Genomic DNA, 18,046 nt, shown 5'->3' with positions numbered 1-18,046 from the left:
TCAACCCGACCGACCCGCCCGGCAAGAGCGCGGGCACCCAACCACTCAACCAACAGGGACCAGACCCATGAAAAAATTCCTGACCTGCACCGCCCTCGCCGGCATGATGATGACCGGCGCGGCCACGGCAGAAACCAACTTCATCGCCAACAGCTTCTATGACGGCGCCGTGCCGATGTCGGGCGAAGGCTACGTCCGCTGGGCCGAGCTCGTGCAGGAGCTTTCGGGCGGCGACCTCGTGCCCGAAGTCTACACCGGCACCGTGCTGCTGGCCCCGCGCGCAGCGCTTCAGGGCATTCAGGACAACGTGGTGCAGGTGGCCCACCATGCCGCCATTTACACGCCCTCCGATCTGCCGGTCTCCAATGCCGTGCAGGAACTGGGCTTTGCCTACTCCGATCCGGTTGCCGCGATCTTCGCGGTCACCGACTTTTCGATGAACAACGAAGTGCAGCTGGCCGAGTGGAAGGACAAGGGCCTCGTCTACCTTGGGGCCTATGCTACGCCCGCCTATGTGCTGATGTGCTCCAGCCCGGTGCGCAACCTCGAAGAGATGAAGGGCAAGCGCATCCGCACCGCCGGCTCCGCCGTCTCGGTCTGGGTGGAAGATGCCGGCGGCATCCCGGTCAACGTGCCCTCCTCGGAGATGTACACCGGCCTCGAGCGCGGCACGCTCGACTGCGCCACCAACGCCGCCAGCGACCTTGTGGACCGCTCGCTGATGGAAGTCGCCGAGCACACCACCCTGCTCTCGACCGGCATGTACTACTCCGGCCCGCAGTGGGGCTATAACCCCGACTTCTGGGCTGGCCTGACCGCCGAGCAGCGCGGCGTGCTGATGGAAGCTTCCGCCCGCTCGATGGCCCGCATCGTCATCGCCTACGGCTCCAAGGTCGACGCTGGCCTCGAGGCCTCCAAGGCTGCCGGCGGCAACGTCTACGAGCCCGAGCAGGACCTGGCCGATCACGTGGCCGAGTTCCGTGACCGCACCACCGCCGCCGCCGTCGAGAAAGCCGGTGCCGACTTTGGCGTGGCCGACCCCGAGGCGCTGATCGGCGACTTCCAGGCCACCATGCAGAAGTGGACCGACCTGCTGGCCGACGTGGACACCACCGACGAAGATGCGCTCACCGCTCTTGCCATGGAAGAGATCTTCTCCAAGATCGACCCGGCCACCTACGGCACCGAGTAAGCACTGCGCACCGGGCCCGGCACAACGCCGGGCCCGGCTGCCAATCAGGACGACGCAATGACCCTCCTCCACAGCATCATCCGCTGGCTCAACATCGGCACCGTCACCGCCGCCTGCGTGGTCATGCTGCTGATGATGGCCCATATCACCCTCGACGTGGGCGTGCGCTACTTTGTCAACGGCCAGATCGTTGGCACGCTGGAGTGGGTCTCGTTCTACTACATGGTCGCGCTGGTCTTTCTGGCCTTCGGCTATGTCGAGATGAAGCAGGAAAACATCCGCGTTGATCTCTTTGCCCAGATGATGCCCGCGCCGGTGCAGCTGGGGCTCTACATTCTCGCCTGCCTCATGGGGCTTGCCTTCTTCGGCATGCTGTTCTGGCAATCGCTGACCGATGCGATCAAGGCGACGAGCCGCGCCGAAGAGGCGATGAGCAACTTCCGTTTCTACATCTGGCCCGCCCGCTGGGCGCTGCCCATCGGCTTTGCCGGGGCGCTGCTTGCGGTGCTGTCGAACCTTCTGAAATCCATCACCCGGCGGCAGGCGCTTTGATGCGCCCCACCTGCGCGCCCCCGGAGGCGACCCTATGACCAATCTCGAAATCGGCGTGGCCGGCGTTGTCGCCGCCCTCGTTCTCATCGCCATCCGCGTGCCCATCGGCATTGCCCTCGGGCTTGTCTCGATCGTCGGGATCGGGGTGATGTTCAACATGAACGTGGCCTGGGGCATGATCTCCGCCACGCCCTTCGACTATGTCGGCCAATGGGAGCTTTCGGCGGCGCCGATGTTCCTGTTGATGGGGTTCATCTGCTCCTCGACCGACATGACGCGCGGCCTGTTCCTTGCGCTGCGGCTCTACCTCGCCCGGCTGCCGGGCGGCTTGGCGATCACCTCCGTGGGCGCCTGCGCCTTCTTCGCCGCCGCCTCCGGCTCTTCCGTTGCTACCGCCTCCGCCATGTCGCGCATGGCGGTACCGGAGATGCTCGACAACGGCTACGACCGGGGCCTTGCCACCGGCACCATCGCGGCCTCCGGCACGCTCGGCTCACTCATTCCGCCCTCGGTGCTACTGATCCTCTACGGGGTCTATGCGCAGGTCTCCGTTGGCCAGCTCTTCATGGCCGGGTTCATCCCCGGGCTGCTCTCGGCGCTGATCTACATGGGCATGATCATGATCCGGGTAAAGCTGAAGCCGAGCCTTGCGGGCACCGTGGTCTTCGACCCCACCCCGGAGGAACGCCGCGAGGCCTTCCGCGATGTCTGGCCGCTGCCCACCCTGATCCTCGTCGTGCTGGGCGGCATCTTCAGCGGGGTCTTCTCCCCCACCGAGGCGGGCGCGCTCGGGGCCTTCTTTGCCCTGATTATCGCCATCGTCCGCCGCAAGCTGACGCGAAAGGCGCTGTTCGAAGCGGTCTCGCAAGCCGTGGTCTCGACCGGTTCGATCTTTATCATCCTGATCGGCTCGCTGTTCTTTACGCGCTTCCTCGCGCTCTCGGGCTTTCCGCGCGCCTTTGCTGACGCGATCCTCTCGGTAAGCACGGAGACGTGGTGGATCCTCTTTGCGGTCACCGTGATCTTCCTCGTGCTCGGCATGCTGATCGACAGCATCGGCCTGCTGCTGCTGACCCTGCCGATCCTCGTGCCGCTGGTGAACGAGGCGGGCATTCACCCGGTATGGTTCGGCATCATCGTGATCAAGCTGCTGGAGATCGGGCTCATCACACCGCCGATCGGGTTGAACGTGTACATGATCAACGGGGCCTTGAATAACCGCGTGACCCTGCCCGAGATCTTCCGGGGCATCACGTGGTTTCTGGCGATGGACCTGCTGACGCTGGTGATCCTCATCGCCTTCCCGATCCTGACGCTCTGGCTCCCGTCGCTTGCGTATTGATGTTAGGTGTGTGCCCGATCCGAGGAGGGATGTATGGCGAGACGAGAAGCGGCAGCGAGACAGGGCGAGAAACCGGCCCAGGCCCGCAGCATCGCGACCCGCAGAAAGCTGATCGACGCCACGCTCGATGCGATCCTCGACAAGGGCTATAACTCCGCTTCGACCAATGACTTCGCCCAGCGCGCCGGGGTCTCGCGCGGGGCGATGCTGCACCATTTTCCCTCACGCTCGTCGATCATCGTCACCGCGATGGAAGAGCTGCTGCGGGAGGCCACGGCGGAGATCCGCGAGGTGGCTTCTCAGGTGCACAAGGGTGAGGTGAGCCTTGGCGACTTCGTCGAGTTCCTCTGGCAGATGTTCTCGGGCCGGGTGTTCTACTTGTCGCTGGAGTTCATCAACGAGGCTCGGACCGACCCGGAGTTGCGCGCTGGGATGATCCCGGTGGTGAAGGATTTCCATGCCGCGCTCGACAGCATCTGGGAGGCCTTCGAGCTGCGCGCGCCGGGCGACCGGGAGCCGACCCTCGTGGCGCTCAACATGACCGTCTGCCTCGTGCGCGGCATGGGCGTGCAAACCGTGCTGAAGGACGACCCGGCGTATTTCAGGACCATGGTGGAAACATGGAAGACGATCCTGCCGAAGCTGCTGGATGAAGGCGGGATGCTTGCGGGCAGCACGGCAGCCGAGGGCCGCTAGGGCCAAAGGCGCCGCGCAGGGTGGCGCCGGCTCAGACCTCCACTTCGACTGCGCCGATGGGGTGCGAGCAACAGGCGAGGATATAGCCCTCGGCGATGTCGTCGTCGGAGATGCCGCCGTTGTGGACCATGTGGACCTCGCCCGCAGTCTTGCGGATCTTGCAGGTGCCGCACAGGCCGAAGGTGCAGCCCGAGGGGATGCCCAACCCCGCTGCCCGCGCCACGGCGAGAACGGTATCTGTCTCGCGGCAGGTGCGGCTCACGCCGGAAAGGCCAAAGGTGACTTCTGCCGTTTCTGCCGCCTCGGGCACGACATCGTCATGCTCGGGGATGTCCTCCACCGTCTCCACCGGGGCCTTGAAGCTCTCCTGATGGTAGCGCTCCATGTCGTAGCCCATGCCCTGGAGCGCCTCGCGCACGGCGGTCATGAAGGGCTCCGGCCCGCAGCAGAACACCTCGCGGTCGAGATAGTCTGGCGCCATCAGGCCGAGCATGAGCTGGTTCACCTGCCCTTGATAGCCGGTCCACGGGCGATAGCGATCGGCCTCCTCGACCACCCATTTCAGCACGATGCCCGGCACCCGGCTGGCCATGTGCTCCAACCGTTCGCGGAAGATGATCTCGGAGGGGCGCTTGGCGCAGTTGATGAAGACGATGTCGGGCTCGGTGCCGATATCCCACATGAAGGTGGTCATCGCCATCGACGGGGTGATGCCGCTGCCCGCCGAGATGAAGAGGTACTTCTTCGCCGGGTGGTTCATGTGGCTGAAGAGCCCGGCGGGACCGAACGCGCGGATCTGCATGCCGGGCTTCAGGTGATCGAGCATCCAGCGGGTGCCGATGCTCCCCTCCTGCGCCTTCACCGTGACCGAGATCGACCGGGGCCGGGAGGGCGAGGAGGAGATCGTGTAGGTGCGGTGCACGACGCCCTGCGGCGTGGGCAACTCAAGGGTGATAAACTGGCCCGGCAGATAGTCGAAAATCGCGCCCGAGGGCGCGCGGAAGGCGAAGCTCGCGGTGTTGGGCACCTCGGGGATCACGGCCACGCATTCGAGCGGCTCGCTGTCCTTCCAGATGCTCTGGCCGGTGATCGGGGTCAGGTCGTTCATGCGCCCTACTCCGCCGCCACGCGCAGCGGTGGCAGGGCGCGGGCCAGCGTGGCGCAATACCACGCGACGAACTGGATCACCCCGTCTTCCTGAACGGTCGAATAGGGCCCCGGCTCGTAGACCGGCGAGTTGATGCCGCGCTGGTTGTTCTCCACCACTTCGCGGTCTTCGTCATTGGTGTGGGTCCAGACCTCGGTTAGGCGCTTGAGGTCGTAATCCACGCCCTCGACCGCATCCTTGTGCACCAGCCATGTGGTGGTGACGCGGGTCTCCATCGGTGAGATCGGGGTTACGCGGAAGGTGATGGAGTGGTCGCTCAGAAAATGGTTCCAGGTGGTGGGGTAGCTGAACAGCAGCAGCGTGCCTGCGTCCCGCGCAGGGATGTGGCCGAGCCGCTTGGTCACGGCGATCTTGCCATCCATCGTGTAGCTCTCGGCACCTTCGAGGAGCGGCATCCGCGCGACACGGTAGGTGCCCTCCGGATCAAGGAAGAAGCGCGAGGGCGCGCCCATGCCCTCCAGCCGGGAAAAATGCGCCTCGACGGGGGCCGGAAAGCTGCCATCGGCCGCCACGCCGCCGATCACCGGGTCTTCGGGGAAGGTGCGGCAGAGCGAGGGATGGTTGCCCGCGCAATGGTAGCACTCGCGGTTGTTTTCCCACACCAGCTTCCAGTTGCCATTCTCGATGATCGAACTCTGGTGCGCGACTTTGGCGTTGCCCAGATCGTGGGGCGCCAGATAGGGGCCGACCTTGGCGGCGAAGGCCTCGAAATCGGGCGCCTCCTCGGCAAGGCAGATGTAGATCAGCCCGGCGAGGTTGCGGCAGTGGACCGGCTTCAGCCCATGCTGGCTGGCGTCGAAATCCGGCCCCATGTCACGCGCCCAGAGCAGGCGGCCATCGAGCTCGTAGGTCCACTGGTGGTAGGGGCAGACCAGCTTCGGGCCCACCCCGCGCTCGTGCTTGCAGAGCACCGAGCCACGGTGGCGGCAGGTGTTGTGGAAGGCCCGGATCTCGCCATCGGCACCGCGCACCAGCACCACGTTGTAAGCGCCGATCTGCTGGGTCACGTAGCTGCCGGTTTTCTCCAGCTCGCAGGCCGGGATCGCGAAGAGCCACTCGCGGTAGAAGATGGTCTCCATATCCGTGCGGAAGATGTCCGGGTCGGTGTAGAACGGCTGCTCCAGCGCATGGCCGGGCCGGTGCCGGGCAAGCAGCTCGTGGATCGCTTGGCTCATCTCTCAGGTCTCCGGCCGCGCGCTGCGGGCCCGTTGGGGCGGAGGGCAGACAGGAGCCGTTTCAGGCGCGGCGGGGAGGAGCCGACCCGTCAGGCGCCATGACCGCCACCCGCGGTTCGACGTGTTCCACAAGGGCTGGTTTCCGGACTTGGCCGTGGCCCTTGCGAGGCCGAAGCGCGGCACCTTCCCGGGCTCCTCCCGCCCAGTGGCCTTGCCACGCCCCATCACGGCTTTACCGTTGCGGGGGCAGTGCCGGAGTTGCACCGGCTTCCCAATTCTCGAACCTTTCGGCCCGCACCCTGTAGCTCCGTGATACGCGCAGAGGGGCCGCCGGGATACACGGTTTGCGACGCAGCGCGCGGTGAAAAAGACACGCCCCGAAATTCATCCACAGATTATTCGCGCCGAGCACACCACTAGATGTTGACACCCCTCTGCCCTGCCGCCCAATATGGTGGAGCTTTGGTTCCCCCGGGAAGACTCGGGGGCGAAGAGGGAAGCCGGTGTAAATCCGGCACTGCCCCCGCAACTGTAAGCGGCGAGTCGCGGTTCAAATCCACTGGTGAATCAACACCGGGAAGGCGAACCACCGGCGCTCGAGCCGCAAAGTCAGGAGACCTGCCAGAGCACGAACGACGACCGCGGCGGAGGGCCCGGGCGCGCAGGCGGGCATCAGGCAGAGCCCCGTCTTCGTGTCCCCACCGCCGGAAAAAATCAGGCAAGACCCAAGGGGACAAAAACATGACCATCACCGTCTATTCCAAACCCGCCTGCGTGCAGTGCACCGCAACCACTCGCGCCCTCGAGGCCCGCGGCCTGCCGTTCGACGTGATCGACCTCACCGAAGACGAAACCGCGATGGAGATGGTGCAGGGCCTCGGCTACCGGCAGGCGCCCGTCGTCGTTGCCGGTGACGACCACTGGGCCGGCTTCCGCCCCGACATGATCGGCCGGCTCTCCTGAGCCGATGAGCGCGGCGCGGGGGCATCTGGTTTATTTCTCCAGCGGATCGGGCAACACCTCCCGTCTGGTGGAAAAGCTGGGCCTCCCCGCCACCCGCCTGCCGATGAGCGCGACGGCGTCGGTGCCTGAGATCACCGCGCCCTTCGTGCTCATCACCCCGACCTATGCCGATGGCGAAGGCCGGGGCGCGGTGGCCAAGCCGGTCATCGCCTTTTTGAACCGGGTTGAGAACCGGGCGCTCCTGCGCGGCGTGATCGCCGGGGGCAACCGCAATTTCGGCGCCACCTTCGCCCGCGCGGGCGAGGTGATTGCCGCCAAGTGCAACGTGCCGCTGCTCTACCGTTTCGAGCTGGCGGGCACCGAAACCGACATCGCCCGCATCCGCGCCGGGCTCGACACATTCTGGGGAACACAATGCTTGACGCCAGCCTGACGCAGGGCCTCGACTACCACGCGCTGAACGCGATGCTGAACCTCTACGATGCCGAGGGAAAGATCCAGTTCGAGGCCGACAAGATGGCCGCGCGGCAGTATTTCCTGCAGCACGTCAACCAGAACACGGTGTTCTTTCACTCGCTGGACGAGAAGCTCGGCTACCTGGTGGACGAGGGCTACTACGAGCCGGAGGTGTTGGACCAGTATTCGAAGAACTTCCAGCGGGCGATCTGGGATGCGGCCTATGGCAAGAAGTTCCGCTTTCCGACCTTCCTAGGTGCGTTCAAGTATTACACCTCCTACACGCTGAAAACGCGGGACGGGCAGCGCTACCTAGAGCGTTACGAGGACCGGGTGGTGATGAACGCGCTCGCGCTGGCGCGCGGTGACGAGGCGCTGGCCATGCAGCTGATGGAAGAGATCCTCTCGGGCCGCTTCCAGCCCGCCACGCCGACCTTTCTGAACGCCGGCAAGAAGGCGCGGGGCGAGTTTGTTTCGTGCTTCCTGCTGCGGCTGGAAGACAACATGGAGAGCATCGGGCGCGGCATCAACTCGGCGCTGCAACTCTCCAAGCGCGGCGGCGGCGTGGCTTTGATGCTCACCAACATCCGCGAGCACGGCGCGCCGATCAAGGGGATCGAGAACCAGTCCTCCGGCGTGATCCCGGTGATGAAGCTGCTGGAGGATTCCTTCAGCTACGCCAATCAGCTGGGCGCGCGGCAGGGCGCAGGCGCGGTGTATCTAAACGCCCACCACCCCGACATCTTGCGTTTTCTCGACACCAAGCGCGAGAACGCCGACGAGAAGATCCGCATCAAGACGCTGAGCCTTGGCGTGGTGATCCCCGATGTGACCTTCGAACTGGCGAAGAAGAACGAGGATATGTACCTCTTCTCGCCCCATGACGTTGAGAAGGTCTACGGTTGTGCTTTCTCGGAGATTTCCGTCACCGAGAAATACGACGAGATGGTCGACAACCCGAAGATCCGGAAGAAGAAGATCAACGCGCGGGCCTTCTTCCAGACGCTGGCGGAAATCCAGTTCGAGAGCGGCTATCCCTACATCATGTTCGAGGACACGGTGAACAAGGCCAACCCGATCGCAGGCCGCATCGCCATGTCGAACCTCTGCTCCGAGATCCTTCAGGTCAACGAACCCTCGGCGTTCAACGACGATCTGAGCTATGCGCAGATGGGCACCGATATTTCCTGCAACCTCGGCAGCATGAACATTGCCCGCGCGATGGACGGCGGCGACCTTGGCGCCTCGGTCGGCACCGCAATCCGCGCGCTGAACGCGGTGAGCGAGATGTCGGCCATCGACTCCGTGCCCTCGATCCGCAAGGGCAATGACGAGGGCCATGCCATTGGCCTCGGGCAGATGAACCTGCACGGCTTCCTCGCCCGCGAGCGCATTCACTACGGCTCGCACGAGGGGGTGGAGTTTACCTCCGTCTATTTTGCCGCCGTGCTCTACCACGCGCTCTCTGCCTCCTGCGCGCTGGCGCAGGAAAAGGTCAGCCGGTTCAAGGGGTTCGAAGCGTCAGCCTATGCCGATGGCAGCTTTTTTGACAAATACGTCAGCCGCAGCTGGCGGCCCGAGAGCGCCGAGGTGAAGGCGCTGTTCAAGAAGTTCGGCATCACCCTGCCCACCAAAAAGGACTGGGCCGCGCTGAAGGCGGACGTGATGGAGCACGGGCTCTACAACCGCAACCTTCAGGCCGTGCCGCCCACCGGCTCGATCAGTTACATCAACTACGCCACTTCCTCGATCCACCCGATCACCGCCAAGGTGGAGATCCGCAAGGAGGGCAAGATCGGCCGGGTTTATTATCCCGCGCCCTACATGACCGGCGAGAACCTCGAGTTCTACCGCGACGCCTATGAGATCGGCCCCGAGGCGATCATCGACACCTATGCCGCGGCCACCGAGCATGTTGATCAAGGGCTGTCGCTGACGCTGTTCTTCCCCGCCGAGGCCTCGACGCGCGACATCAACCGCGCCCAGATCTACGCCTGGAAGAAGGGGATCAAGACGATCTATTACATCCGCCTGCGCCAGGCCGCGCTGGAGGGCACCGAAGTCGAGGGCTGCGTGTCCTGCACGCTGTAAGGAGCATTCCGATGAAAGACACCGTCACCACCGCCCGCCCCGTCCCTGCCGCGATCAACTGGAACCGGCTGCAGGACGACAAGGACCTCGAAATCTGGAACCGGCTCACCGCCAACTTCTGGCTGCCGGAGAAGGTACCGCTCTCGAATGACATTCAGAGCTGGTCGCAGCTCACCGATGACGAGCGGCAGCTGACGATCCGGGTGTTTACAGGGCTGACCCTGCTGGACACGATCCAGAACACTGTGGGTGCGCCGACGCTGATGCCCGATGCGCAAACGCCCCATGAAGAGGCCGTGCTGACCAACATCGCCTTTATGGAGGCGGTGCATGCGCGCAGCTATTCCTCGGTGTTCTCGACGCTGTGCCAGACCTCGGAGGTCGATGAGGCCTTCCGCTGGTCGTCGGAAAACGAGCACCTTCAGGCCAAGTCGCGGCTGATCATCGACGAGTATGACGCGGCCTCAAACCCGCTGCGGAAGAAGATCGCCAGCGTGTTCCTCGAGAGCTTCCTGTTCTACTCCGGCTTCTACTTGCCGATGCACTGGTCGTCACGCGCGCGACTCACAAACACTGCCGATCTGATCCGCCTGATCATTCGCGACGAGGCGATCCACGGCTATTACATCGGCTACAAGTTCCAGCGGGCGATGGAGCGGCTGCCTGAGGCGGAACGCACCGAGCTGAAGGACTTTGCCTTTGCCCTGCTCTTCGACCTCTACGACATCGAGGCCCGCTATACCGAGCAGCTCTATGACGGGCTGGGGCTGACAGAGGATGTGAAGGCGTTCTTGCACTACAACGCCAACAAGGCGCTGCAAAACCTCGGGTTCGAGGCGCTTTTCCCGGATGACGCCTGCCGCGTGAACCCGGCGATCATGGCCGCGCTGTCGCCCGGATCGGACGAGAACCACGACTTCTTCTCCGGCTCCGGCTCCAGCTACGTGATCGGCAAAACCGTGGCGACCGAGGACGAGGACTGGGACTTCTGATGGGGCGCGACACGCTCTCCTTCGTGCGCGAGTGGCACGAGGCCTTCGATGTGCCGGTGGCCCCTGCCCCGGGCATCCCCGAGGCGCGGGCGGAGATGCGGCTGGCGATCCTCGAAGAGGAGGTCGCCGAGCTGCGGGCCGCCGTGGAGGCGGGAGACATGACCGAGGTGCTCGATGCGCTCTGCGACATCCAATATGTGCTCGACGGCACCTTTCTGGAGTTCGGGATGCACGGCATCAAGCAGGCCGCGATGGAGGAGGTTCACAGCTCCAACATGTCGAAGCTCGGGGCCGATGGCCGCCCGGTGCTGCGCGAGGATGGCAAGGTGCTGAAAGGCCCTGCCTTCCGTCGACCGGAATTGGCGCCTCTGCTGAGCCGGTGAGAACGGTACCGGGGGCTTAGCGGCGCTTGCAGGCGATCACGCGCGTCGCACTTGCGCCCAGGCCGCGATGACTTCCCCCAGGCTGTGGCCTTTGAGAAAGCCGTGAACCCTGCGGCCTGAGATGCTGGCCTCGAATTCGGGATCACCCGCAGGATCGTCCGCGCCCACGATCAGGATTTCGCCTTCGCCCGTGATGCTTGCGGTCGCCTCCACATCGTTGGGGCCGCTTCCCTGCGCTGCTGCGGCAAACAGCTGTGCAACGCTTTCAGGAAGGTTCGGCGCCTGCTCAGATGTCGGTAGCTGTGAGGCGGCGATGCCGGTGGCGAATGTGGGGCGTCCGTCCGGGATCGGAATGGAGCGGAGGCTGATCGGGCCAGGCTGCTTCGCGATACTCTCGAGCGCGCAGGTCAGTTGAGGCAGATCGATGGAGGACAACGGGGCGAGGGTCTCCCCCTCCCCTGTGGCATCCATCGCGAGAATCCGGCCATTGGCGACCTCCAGTTTCAGCGGCGGACTACCGTCGCATTCGAAGACAAGAACCCGGGGCAGGATTGTCGCCCGGATGCGTCTGAGGATGCAGGCGTGTCGCAGGGCACGGTCGGGCAACGCGATGTGCGCGAAGGCACCAAGGCCCTCGGCGGCGGCTTCGAGCAGGTCTGATCTCAGCGCGGCGCGGGTGTCATGGTCCATCTGGGGCTTCTCCAGCAAGCGGCCGGCCGGTCAGGGCGGCTTGGGCTTGATGCAGCGCAAGGTCGACGTCCGCAAGGCGCGGGAGGACGAGGCACAGGACCTCGTCCGGGTGGTCGGGTGCGCGGAGATGCAGGCGCACGCCGAGGGGGCCGGCGAGGACTGCATAGGGCCGCGGCCGCCCGCCGTAGGTCAGCGCCGTTCGGGCCTGCATGCATAGCTGGTCGTAATGCTCTTGAGGGTGTGCGAGCGCTGAGCTCACGCCGAGCACCGTGGTTGCGGCAATGTCGGCGATCATCGCGATTTCGCAGCCCGAGAGCCGGAGCCGCAAGTGCTCCAGATCGGCAAGGCTCATGCCTTCGGACAGGACCGCTGGCATCATTGGCTGACCCCTGTCCCTGAGGCCCTCAGAGGCGCGCGGCGCTCGGCACAGTGTATCATCTCCATCAGGCCCTGCGCGACGGCGTGGCCGCCGCAGGCCTCAAGCAAAGCATCATCACGGCCCGCACGTAGCGCCTCTGTTAGCGAGATGCCGAGAATGTTGCTGAAATTCCCCGCTGTCTCACGCCGCACCCGGTCGAGAATGCGCTCCCGGTTTCCCGCCTCTGCGATCTTGTCCATCCGTGTGACGAGCAGCATGGAACTGTCCGCGAGGTCACCGCCGACCTCCTCCCAGAGCGCGGCCTCGGACTGTCGCCAGGCCTGGGAGGCGGGCGTGCACCAGATGACCCCGTCGATGACAGAAAGCATGGCCTCCCATGTGGGCATCGACAGGTTTGGGTCGGACGTGCCGGGCATGTCGATGAGGTCGCAAAATTGCAGCACCTCGGTCTCCATCGAGACCTTGACGGCCCGGACGCCGTCCAAGACCTCAGAGGTCAGGTTCGCGCCGGGGATGGCCACCTCGCTACCGTCTGCCCGGATGCCGGTGCAGGCCGGTTGCCCGTGGCTGTACCAGATCGGTGGCATCTGTGTCGCGGTGACCTGCACCGGGCTGACATTTTGCCCGAGCAGCACGTTGGCCAGCGTGCTCTTGCCGGCGCTGAACTCTCCCAGGAGAGCGATGCGCGGCGTCGCCCTAGGTACCGCGCTATCCGCGCGGACGCGGTGTGGTTGGACTTGGCTGTTCATTGTTCTGACCCGGTCGGCACGGCGGGCGCCGAGGCCGCGCGCGAGAGGCCGTTCAGAAGCCGGCCCTGACTTTGGACGAACTCTATCAGGGTGGCCCGGATGTCGCCCTCGAACCGTTCCGCCGTATCGCGGCAAAGGCCGTCGATGATCGGGGTGGTTTCTTCCTCGATGAGCTGCGCAAAACTCTCGGCATAGGCCTCGTACCCGCGCTTACGGCGCCAGAACCGGGTCCACCATGACCCTCTCAGATCGAGCGCGATGGTCTGGCCGAGGGCCAGCGGGGGCGGAGCTTCGGGCAGCGGCGGCGGCGCGACGATGTCTTCGGCCGCTTCCAGCCCCTGCGCGGTGGCGAGTATGAGGCTCAGGTCGCAGGCGGTGCGATAGTACATGTCTTCGCCGATCCTCAGCATGTCGCGCAGGTGAACCTGAAAGGCGGAGCGCAGCAGGGTGCGCAACCCGACCGGGTCGTAGGACCAGACGGTGGTTTCACCGTGGCGATCCAGATGGTCGAGCAAGGCGGCGGTGGCCCGGCTGATGAAGGTGTGGCGCGCCCGGTCGATCCGGCCAGCAAAGCCGCGGCGGGCATCGCAAAGTTGCGCGGTGAGGCTGGTGACGGCCTCGTGCTCCAGCTTCTCGATATCCTTGGTCACATCGACGGGCGCTTTGGCAGGCAAGCCCGGAATCGGATCAGCGGTTTGGCGGTCCGCCGCCTGCTTCATGGCATCGATCGTGCGGGTCAGGTTCTTCAGGCTGGTGCCGATCCGGGCCTGAAACGACTTGCCTGCACCGCTGGCCACCCGCTCGGCCAGAACGGCGTAAAGCTCGGGCACACCGGAGAGACGCCAGAGCAGGGCATCAGCGGTTTCACCCTCGGGTCCGGGCGTGGCGGCGGCGTAGGACACCAGCGCATTCGCGCTATCTGCGCCGATGCCACCGAGGTCTTCATCGAAGGCATGGCCCGCCCAGTGTCCGCTGCCGAAGATGATGCGGACGCCCTTGGGCACCTCACTGCGCGCAAGCGTCTCCTCGATGCTCTCGCGGATCTGCGGCACCGAGGTTGCCGGATCGTCCAGCTCGTCGATCCGGTTGACGAAAATCACGATGTCCCGGCTCTTGAGGTTGGAGATCAGCCGGATCAGGCCGAGGTCGACCGAGGAGAGGGCCTGCATCGCCGAGAGCACGACCACGCAGAGTTTGCTGCCCCGGATGGCGCCGATGGTGATCTGCTCGCGGATCATGAAGGTGTCATTCACACCCGGCGTATCGCGGATGCACAGGCTCATCGGCAATTCACGCCGGTTGAGCCACAGGTCTGCGGAACGGGTGATATCGGCGAAGCGGCCACGCTGGCGGGAGGTGTCGGTGCGATCCCAGAAGTCGTCGCCGAGGCAGACATAGCGCTCGATCAGCACCTGATCATATTCCTCGTAGTCATGGCTCTGGCCCATGAGCATCTCGAACCGCCGGCCGAGGCGTTGGCGGGACCGCTCGCGCATCTCCTCCAACTGGCCGCGAACCTTCTCCAGTTCCGCATTGGCGCCGGCCCTGTTGGCGAGTTCACCCACGCGGCCGCCGCGTTGAAGGAGATTGCTCCAGGCCTCCTCGTCGAAGAACCGGAAAGCGGCGCGCTCGGTCCCCTCCTTGCCCTTGGGCATCATGTGGAGCGAGGTCACGACCGAGGTCCACGGGTTCACATCGGCGGGCAGCAGGCCGGGGGTGCCGATCATGGCGTTCACGAGGCTGGTCTTGCCCGCCTTGACCTGCCCGATCATCACCACGCTTGGCTCGAACTCCGCCATGCGAAGCAACAGGCGGCGGGCCTCGCCCGCGACCTCCGGGTTGGCGTGTTTGGCAAGTTGACGAGCCTCCGCCTCGAGCTTGGCGAGGTCTTCGGCGAGCGGGGTGAACCCTTCCAGCGCCTGCGACAACAGGGAGGCACGGCGCGCCTCGCCACTCTCGGGGCAGGCCATGCCCGAGAGCCATGCGAGGCCTGCATCGGGTGCGGGTTCGGCGGGCGGTGGCGCGATGTCCGGTGCGGGCGCCTCGGGCGGCGCTGCCTCACGCGGTGCGTCCTCCGGGCCCGGTGCGGCGGGCGGGTTGCTCTCCACTTTGCCTTGCGGCGGCAAATCGGGGGCCGTCGGCGGGACCATCAGCCGGGTCTTTGTGCGCGGTCCGCGCGCAGGCTTGCGGATCGGTTCAGGCTGGCTGGCCTGCCCGACCAGCGCCTTGATCAGATCGGAATCGACGCCCTCGCTTTGGTTCGGAGATTTGTCTGTGCTCATGCTGCCTTCTCCAAATGCGTTTCGATCGCCTGCCTGACCTGCCCCAGAACCGATGCGGCTGCCCCCGCCTGATCAAGACCACCTTCGTATTTCAAAAGAATTAATGTCTCCTCGGCTTCTGCCATCAGGTCGGTCAGATCCGCCGGGGGCTGCAGCCCATCGGCGAGCAGGCCCTTGAGCGCGGAGAGCAGCTGCTCCGCTCGGTCGAGAACTTCGGCGGCAAGGGCATCGTCGGAGGTATCGTGGTTCAGAAGATCGAGCACCTCTGCCGCGCCGCGCCGGAGGGTCAGGAGCAACTTGGAGGCCAGCCTCCAAGCTTCCGGGTCGCGGTCTGCCTCTGGCTTTGGGGGGACGGCTGGTGTCTCCCGGTCCGGAGCCGCAGCCTGCGGCTCAGGAGCGACGCCCTTTCCGCGCTCCTCGCTCGTCCGAGCAATGACACGCGCGGCGTCGCGCAGCAGCAGAGCCCCAAGGGCCGCGTCTTCCTGGCGGGCTTCTCGGGTGAGGGTCGCGAGGGATGCGCGCAGGCGACTTGGCCAATCTGGGGCGTCCGTATCCTCGGTGCTTCCAAAAGCTCCCTCCGCCTCGGAAGGGCAGCGGCCCGGGGAGAGCAGGTAGCTGTGGTTGGCAAGGGCCTGAGGCGCGGCCTGCCAGATCGCGAATTCCGCCGCCTCCATCGGCCCCGCGGCGCACCATAGGGCAATGTCCGTCTGCCTGGCGGCCCAATGCAGTGCGGCCTGTTGCTCCTGCCAAGGCGCGCCGGCCCTGACGACCAGCAACGTGAGCTCTTTTAGCAAATCAATTGGGGCCGCGATTTCAAAAAACGCGGGCGGAGCGGGAAAGCTTGCCGTGACAGGCAGGCCCCCGCCTGCGACCACCCGGCGGTCGGAGAGCGTGGCCGTGAACGCGGGCGCTTCGCCGTGGATGAGGCGACAGGTCGGCCAAGCCGGGTCGACGAGCCCTTCCCCCAGCACCGTGTTGGCGCGAGCCACCTGCTGCCCGGCAGGCAGGCCAAGAAAGGCCACGCGGGCAGGCCGCGAGAGGCGATCTGCTATCTGAGCCGCGCGGCGCACCTTGCGGCGGGGCAGCGACCGCTCGTCGCCCAGCGCGCGCAGGGCGGCGACCAGCGCGGGAATGTCTGGCGCTGTCACGGCTGCGTTCCCCGAGGGCGCAGACTGGCGAAGACATGCCCCGCCCACTGACGCCAGGACGGGCCGGGATGTGTGACCACCCGCTCCGCACGCTCGTAAGGCGGGGGGCGCACGGCGACGACCACCACGGACACATTATCCTGATCCTGTGCGCCGTGCCGCTCCACCGCCTCGATCAGGCGCTCGGCGATTGCGCCGGCCCCGCGGTGGCGGTGATCGCGCAGCAGCTCGCTGATCCGGGTGCGACCCAGCGCATCCACCCCGTCGCTGGCGAAGACCACAATATCGCCGGGGTGCAGCGCCATCGGCTCGTCGGGGCAATCCACCTTGGCAATCGGCCCGCCGGTCAATGCCGAGGTGAGCACGCCGCGCTGCGGATGGGTCTTGGCACTCTCCGCGTCGATCTCGCCCTGGGCCACCATCAGGTCGATCTGCGGGGCGAGGGAGTGGTCTTCATTGAGCCGCTGGAGCGCATCGCCGCGCATCAGGTAGAGCGGGCTGTCGCCCACCGAAAGCCAGCGCAGGCCACCGTCCTGGATCACGCCCGAAACCAGCGTGCCGCCCATACCCTCCTGCCCCACGCCCGCACTGGTGTGGTCGCGAAGCCGGATGTTGGCGGCCTCGGCGGCACGGCGCAGGATATCGGCGCCGTGAACGCGCAAGGCATCGGGGCGGCAGGCGGCGAGGAAGAGGTCGGCCAGAACCTCAGTCACGATGGCACGGCTGGCGATGTCACCGTCGGCATGGCCGCCCATGCCATCGGACAGCACGATCAGCCCCGGCTCATCGCCCGGGGGTATGTTGGTAAGCACCGAATCTTCCTGACGGCTGCGGGTGCCGATCCAGCTGGCGCTGGCGGCGTCGATGAGGAGGCTACTCATCCGCCGCGCCTTCCACGCCCTGCTCCCAGTCGAAGTCAGGCCCGCAGAAGGCCACGAAGCGGAGCGTTGTCTTGCCGAGGCGGATGAGGTCGCCGTTCTGCATCTCCTCGCGCGACACCAGCGGCTCGCCGTTCAGGCGGACGATGTTGGAGCGCCCTCCGTGGCCGACCAGCACGCGGCGCTCCTCTTCATCATAGGCAACGGCGGCGTGGCACTCGCGCGAAATGGAGGTGTCGCCGAAGTCGAGGCAGATGGCCTGATCGGTGCCGCGCCCGATGGTCGAAAGCCCGGAGGTGAGGGTAAAGGACGCGCCGCGCCCGGCGCCCTCGACCACCACCAGCCAGCCGATGGGAAAGCGGGTGTCTTCGGCCCGTGCGGCCGTGGCGGAGAAGGCGTCCGATTGCGGCTCGGTGCCAAAGCCGATGAGCCGGGTGCGCACCCTGTCACTCGCGGCATCGCGCGGTGGGTTCAGGGGCGGATTGACCGGCGGGTGGACCGCCGCCGCTGCTTGACGCGGCGGTTCGGGTGCCGACGCTTGGTTCGCGGGGGCCTCGCGCTCCGGAGCGGGCGGCGGCGGCAGGTCGGCATTAGGCGCCTCCAGATCCCAGATCGCGGGCGCAGCGGTTTCGGGCAGTGCCTCGCGCGGAACGCCCTCGATCCGCGCCGCAGCAGCCACGGCCTTGCGCCGCGCTTCACCGGGCTGGCGCTCCGGGCGCTGCCCGCCCTCCGAAACCAGCACCGGGCCGCGCGCGCCCTGCCCCTCCGGATCGTCTGCCAAGGCCTCGACGGCTTCATCCAGCGCGTCCGGGCTCGCCAACGGCGCGATAGCCGAAACCGGGGCGCTCACGTGACCGGGGCGCCGTTTCGGGATCAGGTCTCCGATGAACTTCATTGCTCTGCCTCCATC

18 protein-coding genes and 2 riboswitches are annotated in these 18,046 nt (G+C 65.9%); of the genes, 9 read left to right on the top strand and 9 right to left on the bottom strand.

Translation table 11 applies throughout. The annotated features are described in order from the left end of the window. Positions 1–67: 67 nt before the first annotated feature. The 4 genes from ACUXVX_RS09560 to ACUXVX_RS09545 are packed head-to-tail and all read left to right on the top strand — an operon-like array spanning position 68 to position 3,782. Complete coding sequence (locus ACUXVX_RS09560; RefSeq protein ID WP_446311345.1) at positions 68–1,192, top strand: C4-dicarboxylate TRAP transporter substrate-binding protein; 1,125 nt, start codon at positions 68–70, stop codon at positions 1,190–1,192. A 57-nt stretch (positions 1,193–1,249) separates the two neighbouring features. After that, a complete protein-coding gene (locus ACUXVX_RS09555; RefSeq protein WP_222469775.1) occupies positions 1,250–1,744 on the top strand; it encodes a TRAP transporter small permease subunit in 495 nt (164 codons plus the stop codon). 34 nt (positions 1,745–1,778) lie between these two features. Next, positions 1,779–3,086 (top strand): TRAP transporter large permease, encoded by a 1,308-nt coding sequence (locus tag ACUXVX_RS09550; protein WP_222492167.1) that lies wholly within the window; start codon positions 1,779–1,781, stop codon positions 3,084–3,086. Positions 3,087–3,119: 33 nt separating this feature from the next. Further along, positions 3,120–3,782, top strand: a complete 663-nt coding sequence (locus ACUXVX_RS09545; RefSeq protein ID WP_446311344.1) for a TetR/AcrR family transcriptional regulator — start codon at positions 3,120–3,122, stop codon at positions 3,780–3,782. 31 nt (positions 3,783–3,813) lie between these two features. Here the strand turns inward: ACUXVX_RS09545 and ACUXVX_RS09540 are convergent, their stop codons facing one another. Together ACUXVX_RS09540 and ACUXVX_RS09535 are read right to left on the bottom strand one after the other, a co-directional pair. After that, complete coding sequence (locus ACUXVX_RS09540; protein WP_446311343.1) at positions 3,814–4,890, bottom strand: 2Fe-2S iron-sulfur cluster-binding protein; 1,077 nt, start codon at positions 4,888–4,890, stop codon at positions 3,814–3,816. 5 nt (positions 4,891–4,895) lie between these two features. After that, positions 4,896–6,125: an aromatic ring-hydroxylating oxygenase subunit alpha gene (locus tag ACUXVX_RS09535; protein WP_446311342.1), complete on the bottom strand. Its 1,230-nt coding sequence runs from the start codon at positions 6,123–6,125 to the stop codon at positions 4,896–4,898. Between the two features lie 116 nt (positions 6,126–6,241). Beyond that, positions 6,242–6,441, bottom strand: a riboswitch (cobalamin riboswitch). 130 nt (positions 6,442–6,571) lie between these two features. Continuing rightward, positions 6,572–6,765, top strand: a riboswitch (cobalamin riboswitch). 101 nt (positions 6,766–6,866) lie between these two features. On the opposite strand from ACUXVX_RS09535, the gene nrdH reads away from it, so the two are divergent. Genes nrdH through ACUXVX_RS09510 form a run of 5 tightly spaced genes read left to right on the top strand, consistent with a single transcriptional unit; the run spans position 6,867 to position 11,010 of the window. Continuing rightward, positions 6,867–7,088: a glutaredoxin-like protein NrdH gene (gene nrdH, locus ACUXVX_RS09530; RefSeq protein ID WP_222469780.1), complete on the top strand. Its 222-nt coding sequence runs from the start codon at positions 6,867–6,869 to the stop codon at positions 7,086–7,088. Between the two features lie 4 nt (positions 7,089–7,092). Then, positions 7,093–7,521, top strand: a complete 429-nt coding sequence (nrdI, locus tag ACUXVX_RS09525; RefSeq protein WP_446311341.1) for a class Ib ribonucleoside-diphosphate reductase assembly flavoprotein NrdI — start codon at positions 7,093–7,095, stop codon at positions 7,519–7,521. Next, positions 7,503–9,635, top strand: coding sequence for a class 1b ribonucleoside-diphosphate reductase subunit alpha (gene nrdE / locus ACUXVX_RS09520; RefSeq protein ID WP_446311340.1), 2,133 nt, complete (start codon positions 7,503–7,505; stop codon positions 9,633–9,635). Before nrdI ends, nrdE begins: the two co-directional genes overlap by 19 nt. 11 nt (positions 9,636–9,646) lie before the next feature. Next, on the top strand, positions 9,647–10,627 hold the full coding sequence (gene nrdF, locus ACUXVX_RS09515; RefSeq protein ID WP_446311339.1) for a class 1b ribonucleoside-diphosphate reductase subunit beta: 981 nt from the start codon (positions 9,647–9,649) through the stop codon (positions 10,625–10,627). Further along, entirely contained in the window at positions 10,627–11,010 is a 384-nt protein-coding gene (locus tag ACUXVX_RS09510) for a hypothetical protein (RefSeq protein WP_446311338.1), read from the top strand. The genes nrdF and ACUXVX_RS09510 overlap by 1 nt, the downstream gene beginning before the upstream one ends. A gap of 36 nt (positions 11,011–11,046) precedes the next feature. Here the strand turns inward: ACUXVX_RS09510 and ACUXVX_RS09505 are convergent, their stop codons facing one another. The 7 genes from ACUXVX_RS09505 to ACUXVX_RS09475 all read right to left on the bottom strand — a co-directional run bounded on the left by ACUXVX_RS09505 (position 11,047) and on the right by ACUXVX_RS09475 (position 18,031). Next, the gene (locus ACUXVX_RS09505) at positions 11,047–11,700 is read right to left on the bottom strand and encodes a hypothetical protein (protein WP_446311337.1); all 654 of its coding nucleotides are present in this window, start codon (positions 11,698–11,700) and stop codon (positions 11,047–11,049) included. Further along, positions 11,690–12,079 carry a hypothetical protein gene (locus ACUXVX_RS09500; RefSeq protein ID WP_446311336.1) on the bottom strand — a complete coding sequence of 130 codons (390 nt, stop codon included), beginning with the start codon at positions 12,077–12,079 and terminating at the stop codon, positions 11,690–11,692. The genes ACUXVX_RS09505 and ACUXVX_RS09500 overlap by 11 nt, the downstream gene beginning before the upstream one ends. Beyond that, positions 12,076–12,828: a dynamin family protein gene (locus ACUXVX_RS09495; protein WP_446311335.1), complete on the bottom strand. Its 753-nt coding sequence runs from the start codon at positions 12,826–12,828 to the stop codon at positions 12,076–12,078. The genes ACUXVX_RS09500 and ACUXVX_RS09495 overlap by 4 nt, the downstream gene beginning before the upstream one ends. Further along, positions 12,825–15,110, bottom strand: a complete 2,286-nt coding sequence (locus ACUXVX_RS09490) for a dynamin family protein (protein ID WP_446311334.1) — start codon at positions 15,108–15,110, stop codon at positions 12,825–12,827. The genes ACUXVX_RS09495 and ACUXVX_RS09490 overlap by 4 nt, the downstream gene beginning before the upstream one ends. After that, complete coding sequence (locus tag ACUXVX_RS09485; RefSeq protein WP_446311333.1) at positions 15,107–16,132, bottom strand: hypothetical protein; 1,026 nt, start codon at positions 16,130–16,132, stop codon at positions 15,107–15,109. Before ACUXVX_RS09485 ends, ACUXVX_RS09490 begins: the two co-directional genes overlap by 4 nt. Before the next feature lie 122 nt (positions 16,133–16,254). Continuing rightward, positions 16,255–17,139 (bottom strand): PP2C family protein-serine/threonine phosphatase, encoded by an 885-nt coding sequence (locus ACUXVX_RS09480; RefSeq protein ID WP_446311332.1) that lies wholly within the window; start codon positions 17,137–17,139, stop codon positions 16,255–16,257. Beyond that, complete coding sequence (locus ACUXVX_RS09475) at positions 17,132–18,031, bottom strand: FHA domain-containing protein (RefSeq protein ID WP_446311331.1); 900 nt, start codon at positions 18,029–18,031, stop codon at positions 17,132–17,134. The genes ACUXVX_RS09480 and ACUXVX_RS09475 overlap by 8 nt, the downstream gene beginning before the upstream one ends. Positions 18,032–18,046 lie beyond the last annotated feature (15 nt).

The organism is Vannielia sp. SX4 (genome assembly GCF_052828525.1).
Note: the sequence above shows the minus strand (reverse complement) of the source record. Positions and strands in the feature narration are given on the sequence as shown.